Genomic DNA, 22,604 nt, shown 5'->3' with positions numbered 1-22,604 from the left:
CCGGAAACCGAGGGACTAATGGGACTCACCATCGGCGTCGACATCGGCGGCACGAAGATCGCGGCCGGCGTGGTCGACGAAGACGGCACCATCCTTGAGACGTACAAGGTGCCCACTCCGCCGACCGCGGACGGGGTGACGGACGCGATCTGCGCTGCCGTATCCGAGGTCAGCGCCAGCCACACCATCGACGCGGTCGGCATCGGCGCCGCCGGATACGTCGACGACAAGCGCGCGACCGTACTCTTCGCGCCGAACATCAACTGGCGGCACGAGCCGCTGAAGGACAAGGTCGAGCAGCGCATCGGCCTGCCCGTGGTCGTCGAGAACGACGCGAACTGCGCCGCCTGGGGCGAATACCGCTTCGGCGCCGGCCAGGGCCACGAGGACGTCATCTGCATCACGCTCGGCACGGGCCTGGGCGGCGGCATCATCATCGGCAACAAGCTCCGGCGCGGACGCTTCGGCGTGGCCGCCGAGTTCGGCCACATCCGGGTGGTCCCGGACGGCCTGCTGTGCGGATGCGGCAGCCAGGGCTGCTGGGAGCAGTACGCCTCCGGCCGCGCGCTCGTCCGCTACGCCAAGCAGCGGGCCAACGCCACCCCCGAGAACGCGAAGATCCTCCTCTCCCTCGGCGACGGCACCGCCGAGGGCATCGAGGGCAAGCACATCAGCGAGGCGGCCCGGGCCGGCGACCTGGTGGCCATCGACTCCTTCCGCGAACTGGCCCGCTGGGCGGGCGCCGGCCTCGCGGACCTGGCCTCGCTCTTCGACCCGTCGGCGTTCATCGTCGGCGGCGGCGTCTCGGACGAGGGCGACCTGGTCCTCGACCCGATCCGCAAATCCTTCAAGCGCTGGCTGATCGGCGGCGCCTGGCGTCCGCACGCGCAGGTGCTCGCGGCGCAGCTGGGCGGCAAGGCCGGCCTCGTCGGCGCGGCGGACCTGGCGCGCCAGGGCTGAGCCCACCGATATCGGGACACTGCCCGCCGCGCCCCCTGGGGTGCGGCGGGCAGTCTCGTTATGTTGCCCCTATGGAACTCACCGAGCTGCCGAACTCCCGTACCGAAGCCGATGGTTCCGCCGTGATCCGGGTGCTCTCCTACAACGTCCGCTCGCTGCGCGACGACGAGGACGCGCTCGCGCGGGTGATCCGCGCTTGTGCGCCGGACCTGGTGTGCGTCCAGGAGGCACCGCGGTTCTTCCGGTGGCGCAAACACGCGGCGCGGCTCGCCGCCAAGTGCGACCTGGTGGTCCTGTCGGGCGGCGCGACGGCGGCGGGACCGCTGCTCCTGTGCTCCCTACGGGCCTTCGTGGAGCGGACCGAGGACGTACTGCTGCCGTTGACCCCGGGCCGACACCGGCGGGGATTCGCCACCGCGGTCGTACGGATGGGCGGGGTCCGGATCGGGGTGCTCAGCGCCCACCTGTCGCTGGACGGGCCGGAGCGGCTCGCACAGTCGGATCTGCTCCTGGAGCGGCTCGCGGGGATGGACGTGCCGTACGCGATCGCCGCGGGGGACATCAACGAGGGTCCGTCGGGGGCGGCCTTCCGCCGGCTGGCGGGGGCGCTGCAGGACTGCTGGGGGGCGGCGCCGTGGGGCGGGGAGCACACGTGGGTGCGGTCGGCGGCGCCGCGGCGGATCGATGCGGTGTTCGCCAGTGCGGGGGTGGAGGTGCTGGGCTGCGGTGTGCCCGAGGGGCTGGCCGGGGTCGACTCCCGGGACCTGGCCCGCGCGACGGACCACCTTCCGGTTCTGGCGGCCCTCAGGCTTCCGTCTTGTTGAGGCGGACGGGCTGAACTGCTCCTGGGGTTCCGCCCCCGGACCCCCCGCCTCAAACGCCGGCGGGGCTATGGATAGCCCCGCCGGCGTTTGAGGCGATCCGTGTGGTGGGTCAGACCACCGCGCCGCGGCCCGGGTCGTCGTCCTCGTCCTCGCCCGACGACATGCGTGCGACCAGGGTGGCGAAGCCGCCCAGGAAGCCGCCGACGCCCAGTGTCGTCAGCCACCAGGTCATCTCCCACTGGAGCAGCACCGCCAGGAGCAGTAGGACCGGTCCGCCCACCACGGCCAGCCAGGCGAACTTCGACGTCGCGTCCGCTTCCGGCAGCTCCGGCTCCGGGGGTACGAAGTGCCCCTCGTCCTTAGCGGCTTCGGGGGAGTCGTCGGGGTCGGCCAGGGAGTGGTCGCGCGGACCCGGGGCGCCCACGCCCGGTCCGCCCACGCCCGGGGCGAACACCACCGAGCTGCCCAGAGCCGCCGACGGGGGTTCCGGGGAGGCCGGGGAGACCGGGGGGATCGGGGGGATCGGTTTGACGTCTTCCTCCGGGAGGAGCAGGTTCTCGATGGGTCGGAACGGTCTCGCGCCCGGCGGGTCCGCGGGCTCCTGGCCGTAGCCGGCCACGATCGCCGCCCACGCCGCTTCCTCGTCCAGCGGGGGGACACCCCCGCTGGATTCCTCGTGCTCAGCCACCGCTGGCCGCCCCCTCCCTGCCCAAGCTCTCCGTCAGCCGCCCGACGAACGCGTAACTGTCCGCGAAGATCCGCTCCGCGTCATGGTCCAACGTCGCGACGTGGTAACTCTGTTCCAGCAGCGTCTCGGTGACATCGGTGGAGGACACCCGGGCCAGGACCCGCGTCGAGTCCGTCGGCCGCACCACGTGGTCCTGCGGGCTGTGCAGGAGCAGCAGCGGCTGCGTCACCTGCGGCAGTTCGGTGTCCAGCATCTGCAGGAACTTGCGCAGCGAGTGCGCGGCGCGGGTCGGGATCCGGTCGTAGCCGACCTCTTGCGAACCGGGCTTGGCGATGTCGCTCGCGATGCCCGACGTCGACCGGATGAAGTGCTTGACCACCGGAAGGGCCACGGCCAGCGGGTCGTGCACCTTGTTGACCGGGTTGACGAGGACGATGCCGGCGATGGAGTCCCCGTGCTTCGCCGCGAGCCGCAGCGCCAGCGCGCCGCCCATCGACAGCCCGAAGACGAACACCTGCTCGCAGCTGTCGAGCAGTTCGCGCAGTGCGCGGTCCACCTCGGCGTACCAGTCCTGCCAGCCGGTGAGCTGCATGTCCTGCCAGCGCGTCCCGTGCCCGGGGAGCAGGGGCAGCGACACCGTCAGTCCCCGCGAGGCCAGATGCTCGGCCCAGGGCCGCATCGACTGGGGGGAACCGGTGAAGCCGTGGCAGAGGAGGACGCCGACCTTTCCGCCCTCGTGGCGGAACGGCTCGGCTCCAGGGAGGACGGGCACCAGGGTCTCCTTCGAGGGGGGCGAGGGGGTGCGTAGCGCTGTGTGACTTCACCGTACGCGACGGGGGTGGCACCGACCAGGGTCGTCGGACGGCTCCGGGGGCGGCCACGGGTTAAGGTCTGTTCGACAGATACAGGAAGGCTTTCGAGTTGATCTACGGCGCAATGAAGTTCTCGATCGGCGGTTCCCTGAAGCTCGCCTTCAGACCGTGGGTGGAGGGCCTCGAAAACATTCCCGCCGAAGGGCCGGCGATCCTCGCGAGCAACCACCTGTCGTTCTCCGATTCCTTCTTCCTCCCGGCCGTGCTGGACCGCAAGGTGACCTTCATCGCGAAGGCGGAGTACTTCACCTCCCCGGGCGTCAAGGGCAAGCTGACGGCAGCCTTCTTCAAGGGCGTCGGCCAGCTCCCGGTGGACCGCTCGGGTGCGCGCGGGGCCGGCGAGGCCGCGATCAAGAGCGGCATCGACGTCATCGAGCGCGGAGAGCTGTTCGGTATCTACCCCGAGGGAACGCGTTCACCCGACGGCCGGCTGTACCGCGGAAAGCCCGGCGGCCTGGCCCGGGTGGCGCTGGCCACCGGTGCGCCCGTGATCCCCGTGGCGATGATCGACACGGAGAAGATCCAGCCGCCCGGCAAGGTGGTGCCCAAGCTGATGCGCCCGGGCATCCGGATCGGCAAGCCGCTGGACTTCAGCCGCTACCAGGGCATGGACGGGGACCGCTTCATCCTCCGCTCGGTGACCGACGAGGTCATGTACGAGATCATGAAGCTCTCCGGCCAGGAGTACGTGGACATCTACGCCACGGCCGCCAAGCGCCAGATCGCCGACGCGGAGAAAGCCGCCGCCAAGAACGAGAAGGCGGAGACGGCCGACCGGGCCGCGGACACCGACAAGTAACAGCACGAGGGCGGGACCGCCCGCACGGGGTGGGGGAGATGGCGAAGCGCGAGCGCGTCGTAGGCATGTCGGTGGAGCAGCCGCTGTGGCGGGCCCTGACGGCCTATCGGCTGCTCACCATGGTCTACGCGGCGCTGCTGTTCGCCTCCGCGTACAAGCAGTTCGACCGCCCCTGGATCGCGGCCTCCTACCTCGCCTTCCTCGCCGGCTGGACCCTGGCCACCCTGCCCAAGGTGGCCAACGCCGCCAGCTGCACCAAGCGGTTCCTGTGCGCCGACCTCACCGTCGCCTGCGTCGGGATCCTGCTCACCCCGCTCGCGGACACCCACGCACGGATCGTCGACGGCGGTCCCACCCTCCCCAGCATATGGACGGCGGGCTCCGTCCTCGCCTTCGCCATCAAGGGCGGCTGGCGCTGGGCCTGTTTCGCCTCCACCTTCGTCGCCGCCGCCAATCTCGCCCAGCGAGGCGAGCCCACCCGGGACACCCTGCACAACGTGCTCCTGGTCTGGGTGGCCTCCATCGCCATCGGCTACGTCGTCGAGGTGGCCCGGGCCAGTGAGGCCACCCTCGCCCGCGCCCTGGAGATCGAGGCCGCCACCCGCGAGCGCGAACGACTGGCCCGCGACATCCACGACGGGGTCCTCCAGGTCCTCGCGATGGTCCAGCGGCGCGGCACCGAACTGGGCGGGGAGGCCGCCGAGCTGGGCCGGATGGCGGGGGACCAGGAGATCGCGCTGCGCACCCTGGTATCCAGCGGACTGGCGCGCCCCTCCCGGATCTCCCGCGACGAGGCGCTCGGCGCGATCGTGGCGGCCTTCGAGGTGGAGGAACCCGGAGCCGACGAGGGCGAGCTGGACCTGCGGACCCTGCTCGCGCCGCACGCCGGCTCGCGGGTGAGCTTCGCCGAACCGGGCACCCCGGTGCCGTTGCCTGTGCCCGCGGCGCGCGAGCTGGCCGCGGCGGTCGGAGCCGCCCTGGACAACGTGCGCAAGCATGCGGGCGAGGGAGCCAGCGCCTGGATCCTGGTGGAGGACTGGGGCGACGAGGTGATCGTGACCGTTCGCGACGACGGCCCGGGCATCCCGGCCGGCCGGCTCGACCAGGCCGAGGGCGAGGGCCGGATGGGAGTGGCCCTGTCCATCCGCGGCCGGCTCCGCGACCTCGGCGGCAGCGCCGAGCTGGTGTCGGTACCGGGTCAGGGCACCGAAGTAGAACTGAAAGTACCGAGGGGGAGCACCCAATGAACGAACCGAGCGCGTCGAGCGAGCCGAGTGGGCCGAGCGGCCTGGCCGGCATCAAGGTCATGGTCGTGGACGACCACCCGATGTGGCGGGACGCGGTCGCCCGCGACCTGGCCGCCGCGGGCTTCGACCTGGTGGCCACCGCCGGTGACGGCCCCGAGGCCGTCCGCCGGGCCCGCGCGGTGGCCCCCCACGTCCTGGTCCTCGACCTCAACCTGCCCGGCATGCCCGGGGTCCAGGTCTGCAAGGAGCTGGTGGGGGCCAACCCGGCGCTGCGGGTCCTCGTGCTCTCCGCGAGCGGCGAGCACGCCGACGTCCTGGAAGCGGTGAAGTCCGGCGCCACCGGCTACCTGCTGAAGTCCGCGGGCGCCCAGGAACTCATCGACGCCGTGCGCCGCACGGCGGCCGGCGACCCCGTCTTCACCCCGGGCCTGGCCGGCCTGGTCCTCGGCGAGTACCGGCGGCTGGCCACCGATCCGGCGCCGGCCGCCTCCAACGAGCCCAAGGCCCCGGAGCTCACCGACCGGGAGACCGAGGTGCTGCGGCTGGTGGCCAAGGGGCTCTCGTACAAGCAGATCGCGGAACGGCTGGTCATCTCGCACCGCACCGTGCAGAACCACGTGCAGAACACCCTGGGCAAGCTCCAGTTGCACAACCGGGTGGAGCTCGTCCGGTACGCGATAGAGCGGGGCCTCGACGACGAGTAGGGGACGGGCCGGCCCTCGTACGAGTGAACGGGCGTACGCAACGCCCCGTAATTCCCCCAGAATTGACCCTTCCCGGCATCTTGCTGTGACGTGAGTCACCACTAGCGTGACCGTCATGCGGGCCTGCGGCCTCAGCGGGCCCTGTGGCGAAGGGAAATTCCATGAAGGTCGGAGTGCTGACGGGCGGCGGCGACTGCCCCGGGCTCAACGCGGTGATCCGCAGTGTCGTGCGCAAGGGCGTGCAGGAGTACGCCTACGACTTCGTCGGGTTCAAGGACGGCTGGCGCGGCGCGGTCGAAGGCCGCACCGTCCCGCTCGACATCCCCGCCGTCCGCGGGATCCTGCCGCGCGGCGGGACCATCCTCGGCTCCTCGCGCACCAACCCGTTCAAGCTGGACAACGGCGTCCGCCAGATCAAGGAGAACCTCGCCAAGTACGAGGTCGACGCCCTCGTCGCGATCGGCGGCGAGGACACCCTCGGCGTGGCCGCGAAGCTCTACGAGGAGTACGGCGTCCCCTGCGTCGGGGTCCCCAAGACCATCGACAACGACCTGTCGGCCACCGACTACACCTTCGGCTTCGACACCGCCGTCGGCATCGCCACCGAGGCCATCGACCGGCTGCACACCACCGCCGAATCGCACATGCGGGTCCTGGTCGTCGAGGTGATGGGCCGCCACGCCGGCTGGATCGCCCTGCACTCGGGGCTCGCGGGCGGTGCCAACGTCATCCTCATCCCGGAGCAGCGTTTCGACGTGGACCAGGTCTGCGCCTGGGTGAGCTCGCGGTTCAAGTCGAGCTACGCGCCCATCGTGTGCGTCGCCGAGGGTGCGATGCCCAAGGACGGCGACATGGTGCTGAAGGATGCGACGAAGGACTCCTTCGGGCACGTCCGGCTGTCGGGCGTGGGCGAGTGGCTGGCCAAGGAGATCGAGGCCCGGACCGGCAAGGAGGCCCGTACGACCGTGCTCGGGCACGTCCAGCGGGGCGGCACCCCGAGCGCCTTCGACCGCTGGCTGGCCACCCGATTCGGGCTGCACGCGATCGACGCGGTGCGCGACGGTGACTTCGGGAAGATGGTCGCGCTGAAGGGCACGGACATCGTGCGGGTGCCGATCGCCGAGGCGACGGCGAAGCTGAAGACGGTGGACCCGGCGCTGTACCAGGAGGCCGGGGTGTTCTTCGGCTGAGCCGGGAGCGCGGGTGCGGACCGTGGGTCGTAAGGTGACAAACAGCCCATGGTCCGATTTTTGGCGCAGTGCGCGCAGTACGCGCAGTGAGCGCAGTACGGGAGTGAACGTGGAAATCCTGGCATTCGGGGTGCAGGGGGACGAGAAGCCCCTCATCGAGAGGGCCTTCGCGGGCCAGCACGAGGTGCGCTGCCTGGACGTCTTCCTGAGCGAGGACACCGCTCCCATCGCGGCCGGGTACGAGATCGTGTCGTCGAGCGTCAACGCGGATCTGAACGGGCGGGTGCTGCGGACCCTGGCCGCGGGCGGGACGAAGATGATCGCCCAGCGTTCCACCGGCTTCAACAACATCGACCTGGACGTCGCGCGCGAGCTCGGACTGACGGTCAGCCGGGTGTCGTACTACTCCCCGTACTCGGTGGCCGAGTTCGCGTGGACCCTCGCCATGGCGGTGAACCGGCGGATCGTCCGGGCCTCGAACCGGACGCGGGACTTCGACTTCCGGCTGAACGGCCTGATGGGCCGCGACATGCGCGGCCGCACGGTGGGGGTGCTCGGCACCGGCAAGATCGGAGAGGCGTTCACCCGGATCGCGCACGGCTTCGGCATGAACCTGCTGGGCTGGGACGTGGCGCAGAACCCGGCGTGCGTGGACCTGGGCATGAAGTACGTGGACAAGGACGAGCTGTTCGCGTCCTCGGACCTGATCAGCCTGCACGTCCCGCTGCTGGAGTCCACGCACCACATCATCGGCGCCGAGGCGCTGAAGATGATGAAGGACGACGCGATCCTGGTGAACTCCAGCCGCGGCGGGCTCGTGGACACGGACGCGCTGGTCACGGAGTTGCGGACCGGGCGCTTCGCGGGGGTGGGTCTGGACGTGTACGAGGCGGAGGCCGGGCTCTTCTTCCTGGACAAGTCCCTGGAGGCCGTCGAGGACGACACCCTGGCCCGGCTGATCACCTTCCCGAACGTGGTCGTCACCTCCCACCAGGCCTACTACACCCACGACGCGGTGGGCCAGATCATCGACACCACCGTCGCGAACGTCGCGGACTACGTGGCCGGCCGCCGCTCGGAGAACACGCTCTCGCCGGAGGCCTGACCCGCCTGTCCGCAGGGCCGGGCCAGGGCCTACATTCGCCGCGTGCACATACCCGCCGCCTTCTTCTGGCTCCTGTCGGCCCTGGCCGCCCTCCAGCTGTTCCACGCCGCCCGTGCGCTGCCGCGCGCGCTGCGGGCCGGACCCGGTGCCCGGACCGGTCCGTGGCTGGCCTTCACCGACCACGTGCTGTCGGTTCCGCTCACCGTCGGGCTGGCCCTGGGCAACCTCACGGTGGCGTTCTACGGAACGCTCCTGCTGGGCCCCGTGCTCGCCTGGAGCCTGATCCGCGGCATCCGTTCGGCCGGCGCCCCGAAGGCCGCCCAGCAGCCGGGTACGCCTTAGCGGCTAGTGCGGTGAACCTTTCCGGTCACAGCACTAGCTAGGCCGTCGCCGGGGCGCGGACGCCCGTGATCAGCTCGCGCACCAGCTCCGCGCCGCGCAGCGTCAGCACCGACTCCGGATGGAACTGCACGCCCGCGAAGCCCCCCGCGGCGGAGCGCAGCGCGTGGACCTCGCCCGTGGCGGGGTCCCGGGAGACCTCGATGCCCCGCAGGGACAGGGACCGCTCCAGCTCCGCGGAGCAGTGCGCCGCGTACGTGTTGTAGAAGCCCACGACCTCCTGCGCCCCGAACAGCGGGATCCGCGTCTGCGCCCCCTGCGCCGGCTCCGCCTTGCGGACCAGCGGGAGCCCCAGCTCGGCGGCGAGCAGCTGGTGGCTGAGACAGACCCCGAGCAGCCCGCCCCGGTGCGAGCCCAGCAGCTCCGCCGTCAGCCGGCGCATCGTCCGGATCTTGGGGTCGCAGGCGTCCCCCGGATCGCCGGGGCCGGGGCCGAGCACGATCGGCCCGTCCCAGGCCAGGGCCGCCGCGCGCAGTCCCGGGTCGTCGTAGCGGCGTACGGTCACCTCCAGCCCGGCCACCCGCAGCACGTGCCCCAGCATCGAGGTGAAGGTGTCCTCCCCGTCCACCACCAGCGCGTGGCCCGTGACCTGCGCCGGCCGCTCCTGCATCCGCAGCCAGAACGGCGCCAGGTCCTCGCGGCGCGCGGCCAGGGCGGCCTGGACCCGTGGGTCGTCGGCCAGCCGCGGCCGGTCGAATGAGGGCCGCACCGCCGCCGGGCGGACCCCCAGCGCCGCCAGCACCCCCGCCGCCTTGGCGTGCGTCTCGGCCACCTCGCCCGCCGGGTCGGAGTGCCGTACGAGGGTGGCCCCGACGGGCACTCGCAGGGCGCCGTCCGCCGCGATGTCCGCCGTACGGATCAGGATCGGCGAGTCCAGCGTCTGCGCGCCCGAGGCGTCGACCCCCAGCAGGGCCAGCGCGCCCGCGTAGTAGCCGCGCCCGCCCGTCTCGTACCGCTCGATGACCCGGCAGGCGTTCTGCACCGGCGATCCGGTGACCGTCGCCGCGAACATCGTCTCCTTCAGCACCTCGCGGACGTCCAGCGAGGACCGGCCGCGCAGCTCGTACTCGGTGTGCGCGAGGTGCGCCATCTCCTTCAGCCGCGGTCCGACGACCACCCCGCCCATGTCCCCGACGGTGCACATCATCTTGAGCTCCTCGTCCACGACCATGGACAGCTCCTCGGTCTCCTTGCGGTCCCCGAGGAAGGTGAGGAGCGATTCGGCCGTCGGCCCGCCGGCCGGATAGCGGTAGGTACCGCTGATCGGGTTCATCACGACGGTGCCCCCGGACATCCGCACGTGCACCTCGGGACTGGCCCCGACGAGGGTGCGGTCCCCGGTGTGGACCACGTACGTCCAGTACGCGCCCCGCTCGCCCTCCAGCAGCCGCCGGAACAGTGCGAGGGCGTCGGCGCGGCCGAAGCCCTCGATGCGGCCCTCGTAGGTGCGCCGGATGACGAAGTTCGCGCCCTCGCCCCGGCCGATCTCGTCCTCGATGACCCGCCGGACGGTCCGCGCGTACTCCTCGTCGGGGACGTCGAAGCCGCCGCCGTCGACCCGCACCTCGTGGGCCGGCAGCGCGGCCAGCGCCTCGGCGAGCGTGATCTCGTACGCCTCCTCGGCGACCAGCACGCTCAGCGGCGTGCCGTCGTCGCGAACGTCGAAGCCGCGCTCGCGCATCTGCCGGAAGGGGACCAGCGCCAGGGCCGGCCGCTCGCCGACGGGCAGGTCGGCGAGGTGCTCGGCCTCGTGGACCGGGCCGAGCAGCACCTCGACGGTGTCGTGGTCGCGGCCGGGCGTGCGGCGGCGCAGCAGTGCGAACGGCGGGCAGGTGTCCTCGAGCAGGCGGCTCAGGTGCATGGAGTGGGCGTCCTATCCGGTTTCGGCGGGTGGGACGGCCCGGTGTTCCAGCGGCTGTGTTGCCTCAAAGAACGCGGAAGGCCGCCCCTCGGGGCGGCCTTCGATTCGCTCGTGTCTTCAGGTACGCGCGAGAAGTGGGCCGCCGGGAGCGGGCCACCACCAGTTCTTGTTCGAGTGCGCGTACATGCCGTGAACCCTAGCCCACACCGGTCCGCGAGGACCGGTAAACGGATGAGTAACACAGCGAGAGACATCCGTCTCACGTAGTGGTCTTCGACCGGGACTCGTGGTGTGACGCCGTAATGTGTGTGGGGTGACCGTGAACGCTGAAACCCAAGCCCCCGCCTCCAAGGCGACCTGGCGAGACCTTCCCGCGGCGCAGCAGCCTTCGTACCCCGATGCCGAGGCCCTGCGCGCTGTCGTCGCGGACCTCGAGTCGTATCCTCCCCTCGTTTTCGCGGGTGAGTGCGACCAGCTGCGCGCCCGTCTGGGAGCCGTCGCCAAGGGCGAGGCGTTCCTGCTGCAGGGTGGCGACTGCGCCGAGGCCTTCGATGCCGTGTCCGCCGACCACATCCGCGCCAAGCTGAAGACGCTGCTCCAGATGAGCGCCGTCCTGACGTACGCGGCCTCCGTGCCGGTCGTCAAGGTCGGCCGCATCGCCGGCCAGTACTCCAAGCCGCGCTCGAAGGACACCGAGTCCCGCGACGGCATCACCCTGCCGACCTACCGCGGCGACTCCGTGAACGGCTTCGCCTTCACCGAAGAGTCCCGCATCCCGGACCCCGAGCGCCTGAAGCGCATGTACCACGCGTCGGCCTCGACGCTGAACCTGGTGCGCGCCTTCACCACCGGCGGCTACGCCGACCTGCGCCAGGTGCATGCCTGGAACCAGGACTTCGTGAAGTCCTCCCCGTCCGGGCAGCGCTACGAGCAGCTCGCGCGGGAGATCGACAACGCGCTGAACTTCATGAAGGCGTGCGGCACCGACCCGGCCGAGTTCAAGGCCGTCGAGTTCTACGCCTCCCACGAGGCGCTGCTCCTCGACTACGAGGGTGCCCTCACCCGTACGGACTCGCGCACCGGCCGGCTGTACGACACCTCGGGCCACATGGTCTGGATCGGTGAGCGCACCCGCCAGCTGGACCACGCGCACATCGAGTTCTGCTCGCAGATCGCCAACCCGATCGGCATCAAGCTCGGCCCCACCACCACGGTGGACGAGGCGCTCACCTACATCGACCGCCTGGACCCCGACCGCGAGCCGGGCCGGCTGACCTTCGTCGTCCGCATGGGCGCGGACAAGGTCCGCGACAAGCTCCCCGAGCTCGTCGAGAAGGTCACCGCCTCCGGTGCGACCGTCGGCTGGGTCACCGACCCGATGCACGGCAACACCTTCGAGGCGGCCTCCGGCCACAAGACGCGCCGTTTCGACGACGTGCTCGACGAGGTCAAGGGCTTCTTCGAGGTCCACAAGGGCCTCGGCACCCACCCGGGCGGCATCCACGTCGAGCTCACCGGTGACGATGTCACCGAGTGCGTGGGCGGCGGCGACGAGATCTTCGTCGACGACCTGCACCAGCGCTACGAGACGGCCTGCGACCCGCGCCTCAACCGCAGCCAGTCCCTGGACCTGGCGTTCCTGGTAGCCGAGATGTACCGCGACCAGTAAGCGGCACCTTGCAGTGAGCACCTCGTGACGATGGGGCGCGGATCGAATGTGATCCGCGCCCCATCGTCGTACCCAGGTCTTTTAGGGAACCCTAAGTTTGGGTACGGTTAGGTAAGCCTCACCGAATACGGGGATGGCTGGCCGATCCGTTCCTGACAGGGAGGTGAACCGCGTGTACGTCTGCTCTTGTTTCGGGATCACCGACAAGCAGGTCAAGGACCACGCGGCCGACGGGGCCTGCACCCCCCGCCAGATCGCCTCGGCCACGAAGGCCGGCACGGACTGCGGTTCCTGTGTGCGGACCATCCAGGGCCTCCTCGGCCGCGGGGCCTGCCCGCGCCGTGAGCTGCTGGAGAAGGGCGACGCCGCCGCCGTGCTCGCGGCCGATCCGCTGGTACCGGTCGGTGCGGAGCTCGCCGAAGCCGCGTAGGCCGTCCGAGCCGCTTCGTACTTCCGTATTAGCTCGGCTGCTCGATGAGCTGCGCGATGTAGAGCGCCTCGCCGATGGACTCGATGAGCTCCAGCTGGGTGTCGAGGTAGTCGATGTGGTGCTCCTCGTCCTCCAGGATCTCCTCGAAGAGCCGCGCCGAGGTGACGTCGCCCTTGCCGCGCATGACCTCGATACCGCGCTTGAGGCGGTCGATCGCCTCGACCTCAACCTGCCGGTCGGCCTGGAACATCTCCGTCAGCGTCTGGCCCACGCGCACGTGGAAGAGGCGCTGGTAGTTCGGCAGGCCGTCGAGCATCAGGATGCGCTCGGTGATCTTGTCCGCGTGCTTCATCTCATCGATGGACTCTTCACGCGTGTACTTGGCGAGCTTCGTCCAGCCCTTGTTGTCCTGGATCCGGTAGTGGAGCCAGTACTGGTTGATGGCCGTAAGTTCGCCGGTCAGCTGCTCGTTGAGAAACTCGAGGACCTCGGGGTCGCCCTGCATCGCAGAGGCTCCTTCCAAGCAATGTCAGCAATGTGACGGGGGGCAGGTGCGCGCATCCTTGCACCGCCGCCGGAGGTCGTCCAGTAAGTGCCTCCTTAGTGGGAGTTGCCGTGACTTGCCCGAATCCGGGCGAAGCTGGTCATGACCACCCCGCCAAGTCTGTCACCATGGAGACATGGGTCAGCCGGAAAGCCGGGAATCTCCGGGATCAGAGCAACTGGAGCTTCCCCCGGGGCAGCGGTTGCAGCGAGGCTGGCCGGTCACCCACTACGGACCGGTACCCAAGTTCAAGCCCGACCGCTGGGAGTTCCGCGTCTTCGGCGCGACGGCCGACGGTGAGAAGCGCTGCTGGAACCACGAGGAGTTCGCGGCCCTGCCGTTCGAATCCGTCGTGGCGGACCTGCACTGCGTAACGAAGTTCACCATGACGGGTACCGAGTGGGGCGGCGTGCTCGCCCGCACGGTCCTCGCCCTCGCTCCGCCTTCCCCGCAGGTCACGCACGTGATGGTGTGGGCCGAGTACGGCTTCAGCTCCAACATGCGCCTCGCGGACTTCGCCTCCGAGCGGGCCGTCTTCGCCACCCACCAGGGCGGCGAGCTGCTCACCGCCGAGCACGGATTCCCGCTCCGGCTGGTCGTGCCGCACCTCTATGCGTGGAAGGGCCCCAAGTGGGTCCGCGGCATCGAGTACATGACCGCCGACCGCCGCGGCTTCTGGGAGGAGCGCGGCTACCACAACATCGGCGACCCCTGGCGTGAGCAGCGCTACTCGTACCAGGAAGAGCCGGGGGACGGCCCCGAGCTGTAGCCCGGCAGGCCGAGTGCCCGGTGGGGCCGTGCCTCAGTGGTGGTACTGGTGGACCACCGCGTGGCCCTTGCCGCGGCCGATCATCCACTTGTTGACCGGAGTCGTGACGACAAAGGCGACCGCGAGCGAGATCGCGAGTGCCACCCAGAACAGCGCGTCCGACAACATCGCGTCCATCGCCCCGGGCCAGAGCACGATCACCCCGTTGTCGATCAGCTCCATGACGGCGATCGAAAGGGTGTCCGCCGCCAACGCCACCCGGATGGCCGTACGGAAGTCCACGCCGGCGGAGAGGATCCCGCGCAGGGTGAGCGCGTAGCCGAAGAAGAACGCGAGGACGATCGCGAGAATCATCGTCGGCACGTTCCCCCAGCCGAGCGCGGTGCCGATGACCATGCCGAGCACCTCGCCGATGGCGCATCCGGTGAGGCAGTGGAGCGTGGCCCGCGCGGCGGCGGCCCAGGTGACCTTCCCGTCGCCGGTGTGCCCGTGCTCGCTTCCGCGCCCGTGGTGCTCGTGCCCCGCGTGCTCGTGCTGCTCGTGCGTGTGCTCCATGACAACCCCCTGGTAGGGAACGCCGGATAGCGGTTCTGTCGGTCGTTATGACAGAACCGTATACCCCCCTGGGGTATTCCTCAACGCGTCAGCCGAGCTCGCGCAGCTCCTTCAGCAGCGCCACGTCCGCCGCGTGCCCTTCCTTGCCGCCCGGCGTCTCGGTGATCAGCGGCACGCCCTCCATCGCCGGATGCGTGAACAGTTCCGCGAACGCGTCCCGACCGATGTGGCCCTGCCCGATGTTCTCGTGCCGGTCCTTGTGGGCGCCCACGCCCTCCTTGGAGTCGTTGGCGTGCACCAGCTTCAGCCGGCCCTCGCCCACGGTGTCCACCAGCAGGTCCAGCGTCTGCTTCGTCCCGCCCGGTTCCGCCAGGTCGTGCCCGGCCGCGTAGATGTGGCAGGTGTCCAGGCAGATCCCGAGCTTCGGGTGGTGGTCGAGGGCGTCGAAGTACGGGCCGAAGTCCCAGGTCCGCGAGCACAGCGAGGAACCCTGCCCGGCCGTGGACTCCAGCAGCAGGAAGGGGTCGTCGTCATGCGTCAGCTCGTCCAGCAGCGGCAGCATGTGCTCCCTGACCTGCGCGTACGCCGCCTCGCGCGGACGGCCCCCGGTCGCCGAGCCGGTGTGCACGACCACCCCGAGCGCGCCGATCGCGCGGGCCCGGCGCAGCGAGTGCCGCAGCGATTCCACGGATTTCTCGACGGTCGCCTCGGTGTGCGAGCCGAAGTTGATCAGGTACGGCGCGTGGACGTACGCCGGGATCCCCTCGGCCGCACAGGCCTCGCGGAACAGCTCGTCCTGGGCCGGATTGCCGACCGGAGTGGCCCAGCCACGCGGATTGGCGACGAAGACCTGAACGGCCTCGGCACCCATGTCTCGGGCGTACGCCAGCCCGACCGAGGCGAGTCCGCCCGCGACGGGCACGTGCCCGCCCACTGGATTACGTATCACTGGGTGCTACAGCCCCTTGGTCCTGATGGTGATGATGCTGCCCTCGGCGGCGTTCTGGCCCGCGGGGACCGACTGGGAGTCGACGGTGTTGCTGAAGGAGAGGAAGGGCTTGTCGACCTTCACCTTGAAGCCCAGGCCCTCCAGGGTCTTGCGGGCCGCGTCGGCCTCCTGGCCGGTGACGTCCGGGACCGGGATCTGGCGGGGGCCCTTGGACACGGTGAGAATGACGGTGTCGCCCGCGGCGGCCTGGGAGCCGGCGCCGATCGACTGGTTCGCGACCGTACCGGCGGGTGCGGGGGAGTTGACCTCCTCCGGGGCCGTCTCCACCTTCAGGCCGAGGCCCTCCAGGGTGGAACGGGCCTGGTCGAGGGCGGTGCCCGTGACGCGCGGCACCGGTACCGGGCGGCCCTTGCTGACCACCATCGCGACCAGTGTGTCGAGGGACCGCTGCTGGCCGCCCGCCGGGTCCGTACTGATCACCGAGCCCTGCGCCACGTCCTGGCTGAAGGCCTGTGAGACGGCCCCCGGCGTCAGACCGGCCGAGGTCAGCTCGGCCTTCGCCGCCTCCAGGGGCTTGCCCTTGAGGTCGGGCACGGCGACGACCTCGGGTCCGCGCGAGATGGTGAGCGCCACCGCGCCGTTGCCCCGGATGCGCTTGCCGCCGGCGGGATCGGTGTTCATCACCGTCCCCTTGTCGAAGGCCGCACTGAACTTCCGGTCCACCCGCTTCACCCCGAGCCCGGCCGCCGACAGCTGCGACTTGGCCTCCACCTCGGTCTTGCCGAGCAGGTTCGGGACCTTCGTGAACTGGCCGGAGCTGATGTACCAGACACCCGTGCCGAGGCCGAGGAAGAGCAGTACGCCGAGGACGACGAGCAGTACGCCGGGGCGGCGCAGCCGGGAGGCGGCCGGGGCCGGGGGCAGCGGCACGGACGCGAGCCGGGAGGTGTGGGACACGGGTCCGGGGTGCGCGGCGTGCGAGGTCACCGGGCGGGCGATCACGCTGGTGCGGTCCTCGGCGGCGGTCCGCTCCGCGGCCCGGGCCTGCGGCGGTACGGCATCCAGTTCACGGTCGCCGAGCTGTGCGCGGGCGTCCATGGCCAGCCCGAGGAGGGCGGCCGCGTCGTAGGGGCGCAGATCGGGATTGCGCGCCGTGGCCTGGGCGACGAGCTCGTCCAGCGCGGCGGGCAGCCCGGGAACGGCGGCCGACGGGGGCGGGACGTCCTCGTTGAGGTGCTGGTAGAGCACCTGGGCGGGGTTGGCGCCGGTGTGCGGCTTGGAGCCGGTGAGCATCTCGTAGAACACGACACCGCAGGCGTAGACGTCCACGCGGGTGTCGGTGACGCCGTTCTCGATCTGCTCGGGAGCGAGGTAGGAGATGGTGCCGAGGACGGAGCCGGTGGTGTTCGTGACGGAGTCGACGGACCGGACCAGCCCGAAGTCGGCCACCTTGACCCGGCCGTCGTCGCCGATCAGTACGTTCTCGGGCTTCATGTCCCGGTGCACGAAGCCGGCGCGGTGCGCGGCGCCGAGGGCGGCCAGTACCGGCTCGAGGATGTCCAGGGCCGCGCGGGGCTGGAGCGCGCCGCGCTCGCGGAGCACGTCGCGCAGGGTGCAGCCGGACACGTACTCCATGGCGAGGTACGTGTACGGGCCGTGCATGCCCTGGTCGAAGACGGCCACGACGTTGGGGTGGGCGAGGCGGGCGACGGACTTCGCCTCGCGGATGAACCGGTCGACGAAGCCGGGGTCGGCGGCGAGGGCCGGGTGCATCACCTTCAGCGCGAGCACGCGGTCCAGGCGGGTGTCGACGGCCCGGTAGACCGTGGCCATGCCGCCGGCCGCGATGCGGGCGTCCACGCGGTAGCGGCCGTCGAGCGTCTGCCCGACGAGGGGGTCATCCAGGGTCGTGTCCACCCGGAGATTCTACGAGCGCGGGTGGCGGCTCCTGCCAGGGTGGGGCCCCGTTGCAGCCCAGCTGTGACGTATCCCGCTGCGCGGGGCCCGCGCCCCGGGACCCCGCGGCCCACCCGCCGGCGGGGCGGGAAGGCCGCCTCGAACGCCGGGCGTTCGGGGTCCAGGGTGGGGCGCCCCTCCACCGGGGAGGAGGCTTCCGCGAAGCGGCGCTGGGGGATGCGGCCCGCGCGGTACGCCAGGCGGCCCGCCGATACCGCGTCCCGCATGGCCGCGGCCATCAGCACGGGCAGCTGCGCCCGGGTGACCGCCGAGGCGAGCATCACCGCCGCGCACCCCAGCTCCATGGCCAGGGCCACGTCCGAGGCCGTCCCGGCCCCCGCGTCCAAAATGACCGGGACGCCGGCCCGCTCCGTGATCAGCTCGAAATTGTGCGGATTGCGGATGCCCATGCCGGAGCCGATGGGAGAGCCGAGCGGCATGATCGCCGCGCAGCCCACGTCCTCCAGCTTCCGCGCCAGCACCGGGTCGTCGTTCGTGTAGGGGAGGACCGTGAAGCCCTCGTCGACCAGGATCTCCGCCGCGTCGAGCAGCTCGACCCCGTCCGGCAGGAGGGTCCGCTCGTCCGCGACGACCTCTAGCTTGATCCAGTCCGTACCGAGGGCCTCCCGGGCCAGCCGGGCCGTCAGTACGGCCTCGCCGGCCGTGAAGCAGCCCGCGGTGTTCGGCAGGACCGAGATCCCGAGGCCGGTCAGGACGGACAGGACCGAGCCCTGGACCGTGGGGTCGAGGCGCCGCATCGCGACCGTGGTGAGTTCCGTGCCGGACGCGACCAGCGCCCGCTCCAGGATGTCCAGGCTCGGCGCCCCGCCCGTGCCCATGATCAGGCGAGAGGAGAAGGTCCGGCCGCCCAGGGTGAATGCGTCGTCGGGCATGTCGGCCATGGTGCTCAGCCTCCCTGGACGGCGGTGAGGACCTCGATGCGGTCGCCGTCGGCCACGCAGGTGTAGGGCCACTGGCCGCGCGGCACCACGGTCTCGTTGAGGGCGGCCGCGACCCCCTTGGTGGCCTCGGTGAGGGTGGCGATCACGGTGGCGAGCATGGTCCCGGCCGCGATCTCGCGCGGCTCGCCGTTGACGGAAATGGTCATGCGAACGACTCCTGTCGCGTGAGGGCGAAACGGCGCGGGGTGAAGGGGCGGGCGATCTCCGGCAGTTCGCCCGTGGTCAGCAGGTCCGCCATCACGTCCCCGGTCAGCGGGGTCAGCAGGACCCCGTTGCGGTAGTGCCCGGTGGCCAGGTGCAGCCCCGGGAGCTCGGTCGGGCCGAGCAGCGGGGCGTTGTCCGGTGATCCGGGCCGCAGCCCGGCCCGGGTCTCCACCAGGGGGAGTTCGGTGATGCCGGGCACCAGCTCGTGGGCGTCGCGCAGGAGTTCGTAGACGCCGCCCGCGGTGACGGTGGTGTCCCAGCCGAGTTCCTCGCTGGTGGCGCCGACCACGAGTTCGCCGTTCTCGCGCGGCACCAGGTAGACGTGGCTGCCGCGCACCACGGCTCGTACGGTCCGCGACAGGAACGGCGCGTACGACGGCGGCACCGCGAGCCGCAGGACCTGCCCCTTCACCGGCCGTACGGGGGCCACTGCCTCGGGCGGTACGCCGTCGAGCCGGCCGCTGAGCGAGCCCGCGGCCAGTACCACCTGGCCGGCGTGCAGCTCGGTGGCGCCGGCATCGTCGAGGACCGCGCCGCAGGCCCGGTCGGCGGTGGTCAGCAGCCGCGCTGCCCCGGCACGGTGCAAGGCCACCCCGGCCCGTTCGCAGGCGGCCAGCAGGGCGGCCGCGAGCCGGCGGGGATCGACCTGGTGGTCCCCGTCCACCCGCAGGCCGCCGCGTACGCCCGGAGCCAGCATCGGCTCCAGGCGGCGGCACTCGCGGCCGGTCAGCCACTCGGACTCCAGGCCGCAGCGGCGCTGGAGGGCGTGCAGTTCCCGCAGGTGGAGCCGGTCGTCGGCGTCGAGGGCGACGGCGAGGGTGCCGCAGGCGCGGTAGCCGATGTCCATGCCTCCACTGGCTTCGGCGAGCTCGGCGGCGAACTCCGGGTAGCGGGCGGCGGAGGCGAGGTTGAGCCCGAGCAGGGTCTCCTCGCCGTAGTGCAGCTCGGTGACGGCGGCCAGCATGCCGGCCGCGACCTGGGCGGCGCCGCCGCCGGGTGCCGGATCGGCCAGCGCGGTGCGCAGCCCGCGCCGGGCCGCCCGCCAGGCGGTGACCAGGCCGATGATGCCGCCCCCGATGACGAGGACGTCGTAGCCGGGACTCCGGCCGTTCCTGGATGAATGCATGGGCGTCCAGCCCCTCCCTTCGCCGGCATGACCCGGATCAGGTTCGTACGGTCGGAGGCCGGCCAGCCTCCCTCTCAGCCCGGTGCGCCCGGACTCCCGCGATAGGTTCGGTGCCAGAGTAACGCCGAGGTCGACGGCCGGTAAGGCGGCCTCCCCGCTGCCGGTCCCCAACGGGCCCCGCCCGCTATTCCTGACGGACCGTCAGTTGATTAGGCTGGGCGCGTGAGCGAGCAGACGCAACACACAGAAGACACACGCCGCGGCGTCGTCATCGTCGGCGCCGGAATGGCCGGGGTCCAGACCGCGGTCGCCCTCCGGGAACAGGGCTGGACCGGCCCCGTCACGCTGCTGGGAGCCGAACCCCACCAGCCCTACGACCGGCCCCCGCTGTCCAAGGCGGTACTCCTCGGCAAAGCGGAGGACTCGGCCTTCGACATCGACTTCGAAGAGCTCGGCATCGAGCTCCGGCTGGGAGTGGAGGTCACCGGACTGCGGGCCGCCGACCGCGAGGTGGACACCGAGGCCGGCCCCGTCCCGTACGAGGTCCTCGTCCTGGCGACCGGCGCGCTCCCGCTGACCCTGCCCGGCTCGGCGGGCGTCCCCGGCGTGCACCTGCTGCGCACCCTGGACGACGCGGCCCGGCTGCGGCCCGTACTGGCCGCCGGCTCGCCGGTGGTGGTGGTCGGGGCGGGCTGGATCGGCGCCGAGTTTGCCACCGCCGCCCGCGAGGTGGGCTGCGAGGTGACGGTGGTCGAGGCGGCCGACCGGGTCCTGGCGGGCGCGCTGCCCCCGGAGGTCACCGAGCCGATGGCGCGCTGGTACGCCCAGGCGGGCGCCGAGCTGCTGACGGGCGCGCGGGTGGCCTCGGTGGAGCCGGGCCGGGTCCTGCTGGCCGACGGACGGGTCCTGCCGGCCGGGGCCGTGGTCGTGGGCATCGGAGCCCGCCCGGCCACCGGCTGGCTGGCGGGTTCCGGCGTGGAGCTCGGCCCGGACGGAGCGGTGGCCGCGGACGAGCGGCTGCGCACCTCGGTGCCCGGGGTGTACGCCGTGGGGGACTGCGCCTCGTTCCCGTCGGGGCGCTACGGCTCCCGGCTGCTGGTCCACCACTGGGACAACGCGCTCCAGGGGCCGCGGGCGGTGGCGGCGGACATCGTGGCCGGGGGCTCCGGAGAGCAGGTCTACGACCCGGTTCCCTACTTCTGGTCGGAGCAGTTCGGCCGCTTCGTGCAGTACGCGGGCCACCACGGCGACGCGGACGCGCTGCTGTGGCGCGGCGACCCGGCGGACGGGGCCTGGTCCGTGTGCTGGCTGCGGGACGGCAGGCTGGTCGCGGTCCTCGCGGTGGGCCGCCCGCGCGACATGGCCCAGGGGCGCCGCCTCATCGAATCGGGTGTCCCCGTGGACCCGGCGAAGGCCGCCGACCCGGCGGTGGCGCTGAAGTCGACGGTGCTCTGACCCGTCCGGACCCGTCCGGACCCGTCCTGGACTCGGTTCCGGACTCGGTTCCGGACTCGGTTCCGGACCGGTCTCGGACTTGGTTCCGGACCCGTCTCGGACCCCCTCCCGGCCCCTTCCTGGACCTCGTCCGCGCCCCGGACGGGGCCGCTCGGGTACCGGCAGTCAGTCCGAGATGGCAGGCTTGTGCTCGTGACCGAGATTGACGCAAAGATCGATGCCCTTGTTCCCGCCTGGCTGTACCTCCCCGACATCGCGGAGATGCTCGACATCGAAGTGACCAAGGTTCGCCAGCTGGTCAAGGAGGGGCAGCTGCTCGCGGTGCGCCGCGGCGAGAACCGCTCCCTCCAGGTCCCCGCCGCCTTCATCGACGGGGACAAGATCGTCAAGGGCCTGGTCGGCCTGCTGACGGTGCTCCGCGACGACCGCTTCACCGACGCGGAGATCCTGGAGTGGCTCTTCACCGCCGACGAGAGCCTGCCAGGCACCCCCGTGCAGGCACTGAGCGAGAATCGCGGCACGGAGGTGAAGCGCCGCGCTCAGGCGCTCGCCCTCTGACCTGACACCGCGCACGTACGTTCGCACAACACACCACCCGGGGGTACCCATGTCCGCCATTGCCGCCCAGCTGTCCGATGCCCGGCTCTACCTGTGCACGGACGCCCGCAAGCGGCAGGGCGACCTCCCCGAGTTCCTGGACGCCGTCCTCGCCGGCGGGGTGGACATCGTCCAGCTCCGCGACAAGGGCATGGAGGCGGGCGAGGAGCTGGAACACCTCCAGGTCTTCGCCGAAGCGGCCCGCCGCCACGGCAAGCTGCTCGCCGTCAACGACCGGGCCGACGTCGCGCACGCCATCGGCTCGGACGTGCTGCACCTCGGCCAGGGCGACATCCCGGTGCCCGCCGCCCGCGCCATCCTCGGCCGGGAGGTCCTCATGGGCCGCTCCTGCCACTCCGAGGCCGAGGTCGACGCGGCCGCCGCCGAGCCCGGCGTGGACTACTACTGCACCGGCCCCTGCTGGCCCACCCCCACCAAGCCCGGCCGGTTCGCCCCCGGACTCGGTCTCGTCCGGCACGCGGCCTCGCTCGCGCAGGACCGGCCGTGGTTCGCGATCGGCGGGATCGACGCGGCGAATCTGGACGAGGTACTGGACGCCGGCGCCTCCCGCGTCGTGGTCGTACGGGCCCTCACCGAGGCCTCCGACCCCGGCGCCGCCGCCGCCGACCTCGCCAAGCGGGTCCGCGCCCGGCTCGGCTAGCGGATCCCGGCCGGCCCCCGGCCGCCCGCCCCGTACCCCCCACCCGCGCCGCCGCGGCGTCTCATTTCCGCGTCCAAT

At 71.6% G+C, this 22,604-nt stretch carries 23 protein-coding genes, 1 pseudogene and 1 riboswitch; of the genes and pseudogenes, 14 read left to right on the top strand and 10 right to left on the bottom strand.

The features are described from left to right. Positions 1–18 precede the first annotated feature (18 nt). Positions 19–960: an ROK family glucokinase gene (locus OTB20_RS09915; protein ID WP_267755855.1), complete on the top strand. Its 942-nt coding sequence runs from the start codon at positions 19–21 to the stop codon at positions 958–960. 71 nt (positions 961–1,031) lie between these two features. Further along, on the top strand, positions 1,032–1,784 hold the full coding sequence (locus OTB20_RS09910; RefSeq protein WP_267816487.1) for an endonuclease/exonuclease/phosphatase family protein: 753 nt from the start codon (positions 1,032–1,034) through the stop codon (positions 1,782–1,784). A 109-nt stretch (positions 1,785–1,893) separates the two neighbouring features. Here the strand turns inward: OTB20_RS09910 and OTB20_RS09905 are convergent, their stop codons facing one another. Both OTB20_RS09905 and OTB20_RS09900 read right to left on the bottom strand, forming a co-directional pair. Beyond that, positions 1,894–2,472, bottom strand: a complete 579-nt coding sequence (locus OTB20_RS09905; RefSeq protein WP_267816485.1) for a hypothetical protein — start codon at positions 2,470–2,472, stop codon at positions 1,894–1,896. Continuing rightward, the gene (locus OTB20_RS09900) at positions 2,465–3,244 is read right to left on the bottom strand and encodes an alpha/beta hydrolase (RefSeq protein WP_267816483.1); all 780 of its coding nucleotides are present in this window, start codon (positions 3,242–3,244) and stop codon (positions 2,465–2,467) included. Before OTB20_RS09900 ends, OTB20_RS09905 begins: the two co-directional genes overlap by 8 nt. A 164-nt stretch (positions 3,245–3,408) precedes the next feature. Between OTB20_RS09900 and OTB20_RS09895 the strand changes: the two genes are divergently transcribed. From OTB20_RS09895 to OTB20_RS09870, 6 genes are all read left to right on the top strand, one after another. Further along, positions 3,409–4,143 (top strand): lysophospholipid acyltransferase family protein, encoded by a 735-nt coding sequence (locus tag OTB20_RS09895; protein ID WP_267755993.1) that lies wholly within the window; start codon positions 3,409–3,411, stop codon positions 4,141–4,143. A 38-nt stretch (positions 4,144–4,181) separates the two neighbouring features. Further along, positions 4,182–5,390 (top strand): MacS family sensor histidine kinase, encoded by a 1,209-nt coding sequence (gene macS / locus OTB20_RS09890; RefSeq protein WP_267816481.1) that lies wholly within the window; start codon positions 4,182–4,184, stop codon positions 5,388–5,390. Continuing rightward, entirely contained in the window at positions 5,387–6,094 is a 708-nt protein-coding gene (locus tag OTB20_RS09885; protein ID WP_267816479.1) for a response regulator, read from the top strand. Before macS ends, OTB20_RS09885 begins: the two co-directional genes overlap by 4 nt. Before the next feature lie 161 nt (positions 6,095–6,255). Next, positions 6,256–7,284 carry a 6-phosphofructokinase gene (locus OTB20_RS09880; RefSeq protein WP_267816478.1) on the top strand — a complete coding sequence of 343 codons (1,029 nt, stop codon included), beginning with the start codon at positions 6,256–6,258 and terminating at the stop codon, positions 7,282–7,284. Between the two features lie 109 nt (positions 7,285–7,393). Further along, complete coding sequence (locus tag OTB20_RS09875) at positions 7,394–8,389, top strand: 2-hydroxyacid dehydrogenase (RefSeq protein WP_267816476.1); 996 nt, start codon at positions 7,394–7,396, stop codon at positions 8,387–8,389. A gap of 42 nt (positions 8,390–8,431) precedes the next feature. Then, positions 8,432–8,731, top strand: coding sequence for a hypothetical protein (locus OTB20_RS09870; RefSeq protein WP_267816474.1), 300 nt, complete (start codon positions 8,432–8,434; stop codon positions 8,729–8,731). A 37-nt stretch (positions 8,732–8,768) separates the two neighbouring features. On the opposite strand, the gene OTB20_RS09865 is transcribed toward OTB20_RS09870, so the two are convergent. Then, entirely contained in the window at positions 8,769–10,649 is a 1,881-nt protein-coding gene (locus OTB20_RS09865) for an anthranilate synthase family protein (protein WP_267816472.1), read from the bottom strand. A 304-nt stretch (positions 10,650–10,953) separates the two neighbouring features. On the opposite strand from OTB20_RS09865, the gene OTB20_RS09860 reads away from it, so the two are divergent. Beyond that, positions 10,954–12,318, top strand: coding sequence for a class II 3-deoxy-7-phosphoheptulonate synthase (locus tag OTB20_RS09860; protein ID WP_420716363.1), 1,365 nt, complete (start codon positions 10,954–10,956; stop codon positions 12,316–12,318). Between the two features lie 163 nt (positions 12,319–12,481). Continuing rightward, positions 12,482–12,748, top strand: a complete 267-nt coding sequence (locus tag OTB20_RS09855) for a (2Fe-2S)-binding protein (protein WP_267816471.1) — start codon at positions 12,482–12,484, stop codon at positions 12,746–12,748. Positions 12,749–12,776: 28 nt separating this feature from the next. Here the strand turns inward: OTB20_RS09855 and bfr are convergent, their stop codons facing one another. Beyond that, positions 12,777–13,253 carry a bacterioferritin gene (gene bfr / locus OTB20_RS09850; protein ID WP_112446344.1) on the bottom strand — a complete coding sequence of 159 codons (477 nt, stop codon included), beginning with the start codon at positions 13,251–13,253 and terminating at the stop codon, positions 12,777–12,779. 175 nt (positions 13,254–13,428) lie between these two features. Here bfr and OTB20_RS09845 point away from each other — a divergent pair, with 175 nt between their 5' ends. After that, positions 13,429–14,061 (top strand): sulfite oxidase-like oxidoreductase, encoded by a 633-nt coding sequence (locus tag OTB20_RS09845; RefSeq protein WP_267816468.1) that lies wholly within the window; start codon positions 13,429–13,431, stop codon positions 14,059–14,061. A 33-nt stretch (positions 14,062–14,094) separates the two neighbouring features. Here the strand turns inward: OTB20_RS09845 and OTB20_RS09840 are convergent, their stop codons facing one another. The 6 genes and pseudogenes from OTB20_RS09840 to thiO all read right to left on the bottom strand — a co-directional run bounded on the left by OTB20_RS09840 (position 14,095) and on the right by thiO (position 19,813). After that, on the bottom strand, positions 14,095–14,616 hold the full coding sequence (locus OTB20_RS09840) for a DUF4396 domain-containing protein (protein ID WP_267816466.1): 522 nt from the start codon (positions 14,614–14,616) through the stop codon (positions 14,095–14,097). Positions 14,617–14,704: 88 nt separating this feature from the next. Then, a complete protein-coding gene (locus OTB20_RS09835) occupies positions 14,705–15,562 on the bottom strand; it encodes a deoxyribonuclease IV (protein ID WP_267816697.1) in 858 nt (285 codons plus the stop codon). 9 nt (positions 15,563–15,571) lie between these two features. After that, positions 15,572–17,482 (bottom strand): Stk1 family PASTA domain-containing Ser/Thr kinase, encoded by a 1,911-nt coding sequence (pknB, locus tag OTB20_RS09830; RefSeq protein ID WP_267816464.1) that lies wholly within the window; start codon positions 17,480–17,482, stop codon positions 15,572–15,574. A 140-nt stretch (positions 17,483–17,622) separates the two neighbouring features. Further along, positions 17,623–18,414: pseudogene (locus tag OTB20_RS09825) on the bottom strand (thiazole synthase); the annotation flags it as partial. 14 nt (positions 18,415–18,428) lie between these two features. Next, positions 18,429–18,629, bottom strand: coding sequence for a sulfur carrier protein ThiS (thiS, locus tag OTB20_RS09820; RefSeq protein WP_267816462.1), 201 nt, complete (start codon positions 18,627–18,629; stop codon positions 18,429–18,431). Continuing rightward, positions 18,626–19,813, bottom strand: coding sequence for a glycine oxidase ThiO (gene thiO, locus OTB20_RS09815; RefSeq protein WP_267816461.1), 1,188 nt, complete (start codon positions 19,811–19,813; stop codon positions 18,626–18,628). The genes thiS and thiO overlap by 4 nt, the downstream gene beginning before the upstream one ends. Beyond that, positions 19,811–19,923, bottom strand: a riboswitch (TPP riboswitch). Its footprint overlaps the gene before it by 3 nt. Before the next feature lie 112 nt (positions 19,924–20,035). On the opposite strand from thiO, the gene OTB20_RS09810 reads away from it, so the two are divergent. The 3 genes from OTB20_RS09810 (at position 20,036) to thiE (ending at position 22,526) form a co-directional block, all read left to right on the top strand. Further along, entirely contained in the window at positions 20,036–21,268 is a 1,233-nt protein-coding gene (locus tag OTB20_RS09810) for an NAD(P)/FAD-dependent oxidoreductase (protein ID WP_420716362.1), read from the top strand. Between the two features lie 192 nt (positions 21,269–21,460). Further along, entirely contained in the window at positions 21,461–21,826 is a 366-nt protein-coding gene (locus OTB20_RS09805; RefSeq protein WP_267816459.1) for an Rv2175c family DNA-binding protein, read from the top strand. 49 nt (positions 21,827–21,875) lie between these two features. After that, the gene (gene thiE / locus OTB20_RS09800) at positions 21,876–22,526 is read left to right on the top strand and encodes a thiamine phosphate synthase (RefSeq protein WP_267816456.1); all 651 of its coding nucleotides are present in this window, start codon (positions 21,876–21,878) and stop codon (positions 22,524–22,526) included. Positions 22,527–22,604 lie beyond the last annotated feature (78 nt).

The sequence above is a fragment of the Streptomyces sp. H27-H1 genome, from assembly GCF_026627445.1.
Classification (GTDB): Bacteria; Actinomycetota; Actinomycetes; order Streptomycetales; family Streptomycetaceae; genus Streptomyces.
The sequence above is the reverse complement of the archived record's forward strand: the minus strand, read 5'-3'. Positions and strand labels throughout refer to the sequence as shown.

Bases quoted from the DNA above. Each gene is read 5' to 3' on its own strand.
- OTB20_RS09915 (WP_267755855.1), top strand. From the start codon at position 19: ATGGGACTCACCATCGGCGTCGACATCGGCGGCACGAAGATCGCGGCC.
- OTB20_RS09910 (WP_267816487.1), top strand. From the start codon at position 1,032: ATGGAACTCACCGAGCTGCCGAACTCCCGTACCGAAGCCGATGGTTCC.
- OTB20_RS09895 (WP_267755993.1), top strand. From the start codon at position 3,409: ATGAAGTTCTCGATCGGCGGTTCCCTGAAGCTCGCCTTCAGACCGTGG.
- macS (WP_267816481.1), top strand. From the start codon at position 4,182: ATGGCGAAGCGCGAGCGCGTCGTAGGCATGTCGGTGGAGCAGCCGCTG.
- OTB20_RS09885 (WP_267816479.1), top strand. From the start codon at position 5,387: ATGAACGAACCGAGCGCGTCGAGCGAGCCGAGTGGGCCGAGCGGCCTG.
- OTB20_RS09880 (WP_267816478.1), top strand. From the start codon at position 6,256: ATGAAGGTCGGAGTGCTGACGGGCGGCGGCGACTGCCCCGGGCTCAAC.
- OTB20_RS09865 (WP_267816472.1), bottom strand. From the start codon at position 10,649: ATGCACCTGAGCCGCCTGCTCGAGGACACCTGCCCGCCGTTCGCACTG.
- bfr (WP_112446344.1), bottom strand. From the start codon at position 13,253: ATGCAGGGCGACCCCGAGGTCCTCGAGTTTCTCAACGAGCAGCTGACC.
- OTB20_RS09845 (WP_267816468.1), top strand. From the start codon at position 13,429: ATGGGTCAGCCGGAAAGCCGGGAATCTCCGGGATCAGAGCAACTGGAG.
- OTB20_RS09840 (WP_267816466.1), bottom strand. From the start codon at position 14,616: ATGGAGCACACGCACGAGCAGCACGAGCACGCGGGGCACGAGCACCAC.
- thiS (WP_267816462.1), bottom strand. From the start codon at position 18,629: ATGACCATTTCCGTCAACGGCGAGCCGCGCGAGATCGCGGCCGGGACC.
- thiO (WP_267816461.1), bottom strand. From the start codon at position 19,813: ATGCATTCATCCAGGAACGGCCGGAGTCCCGGCTACGACGTCCTCGTC.
- thiE (WP_267816456.1), top strand. From the start codon at position 21,876: ATGTCCGCCATTGCCGCCCAGCTGTCCGATGCCCGGCTCTACCTGTGC.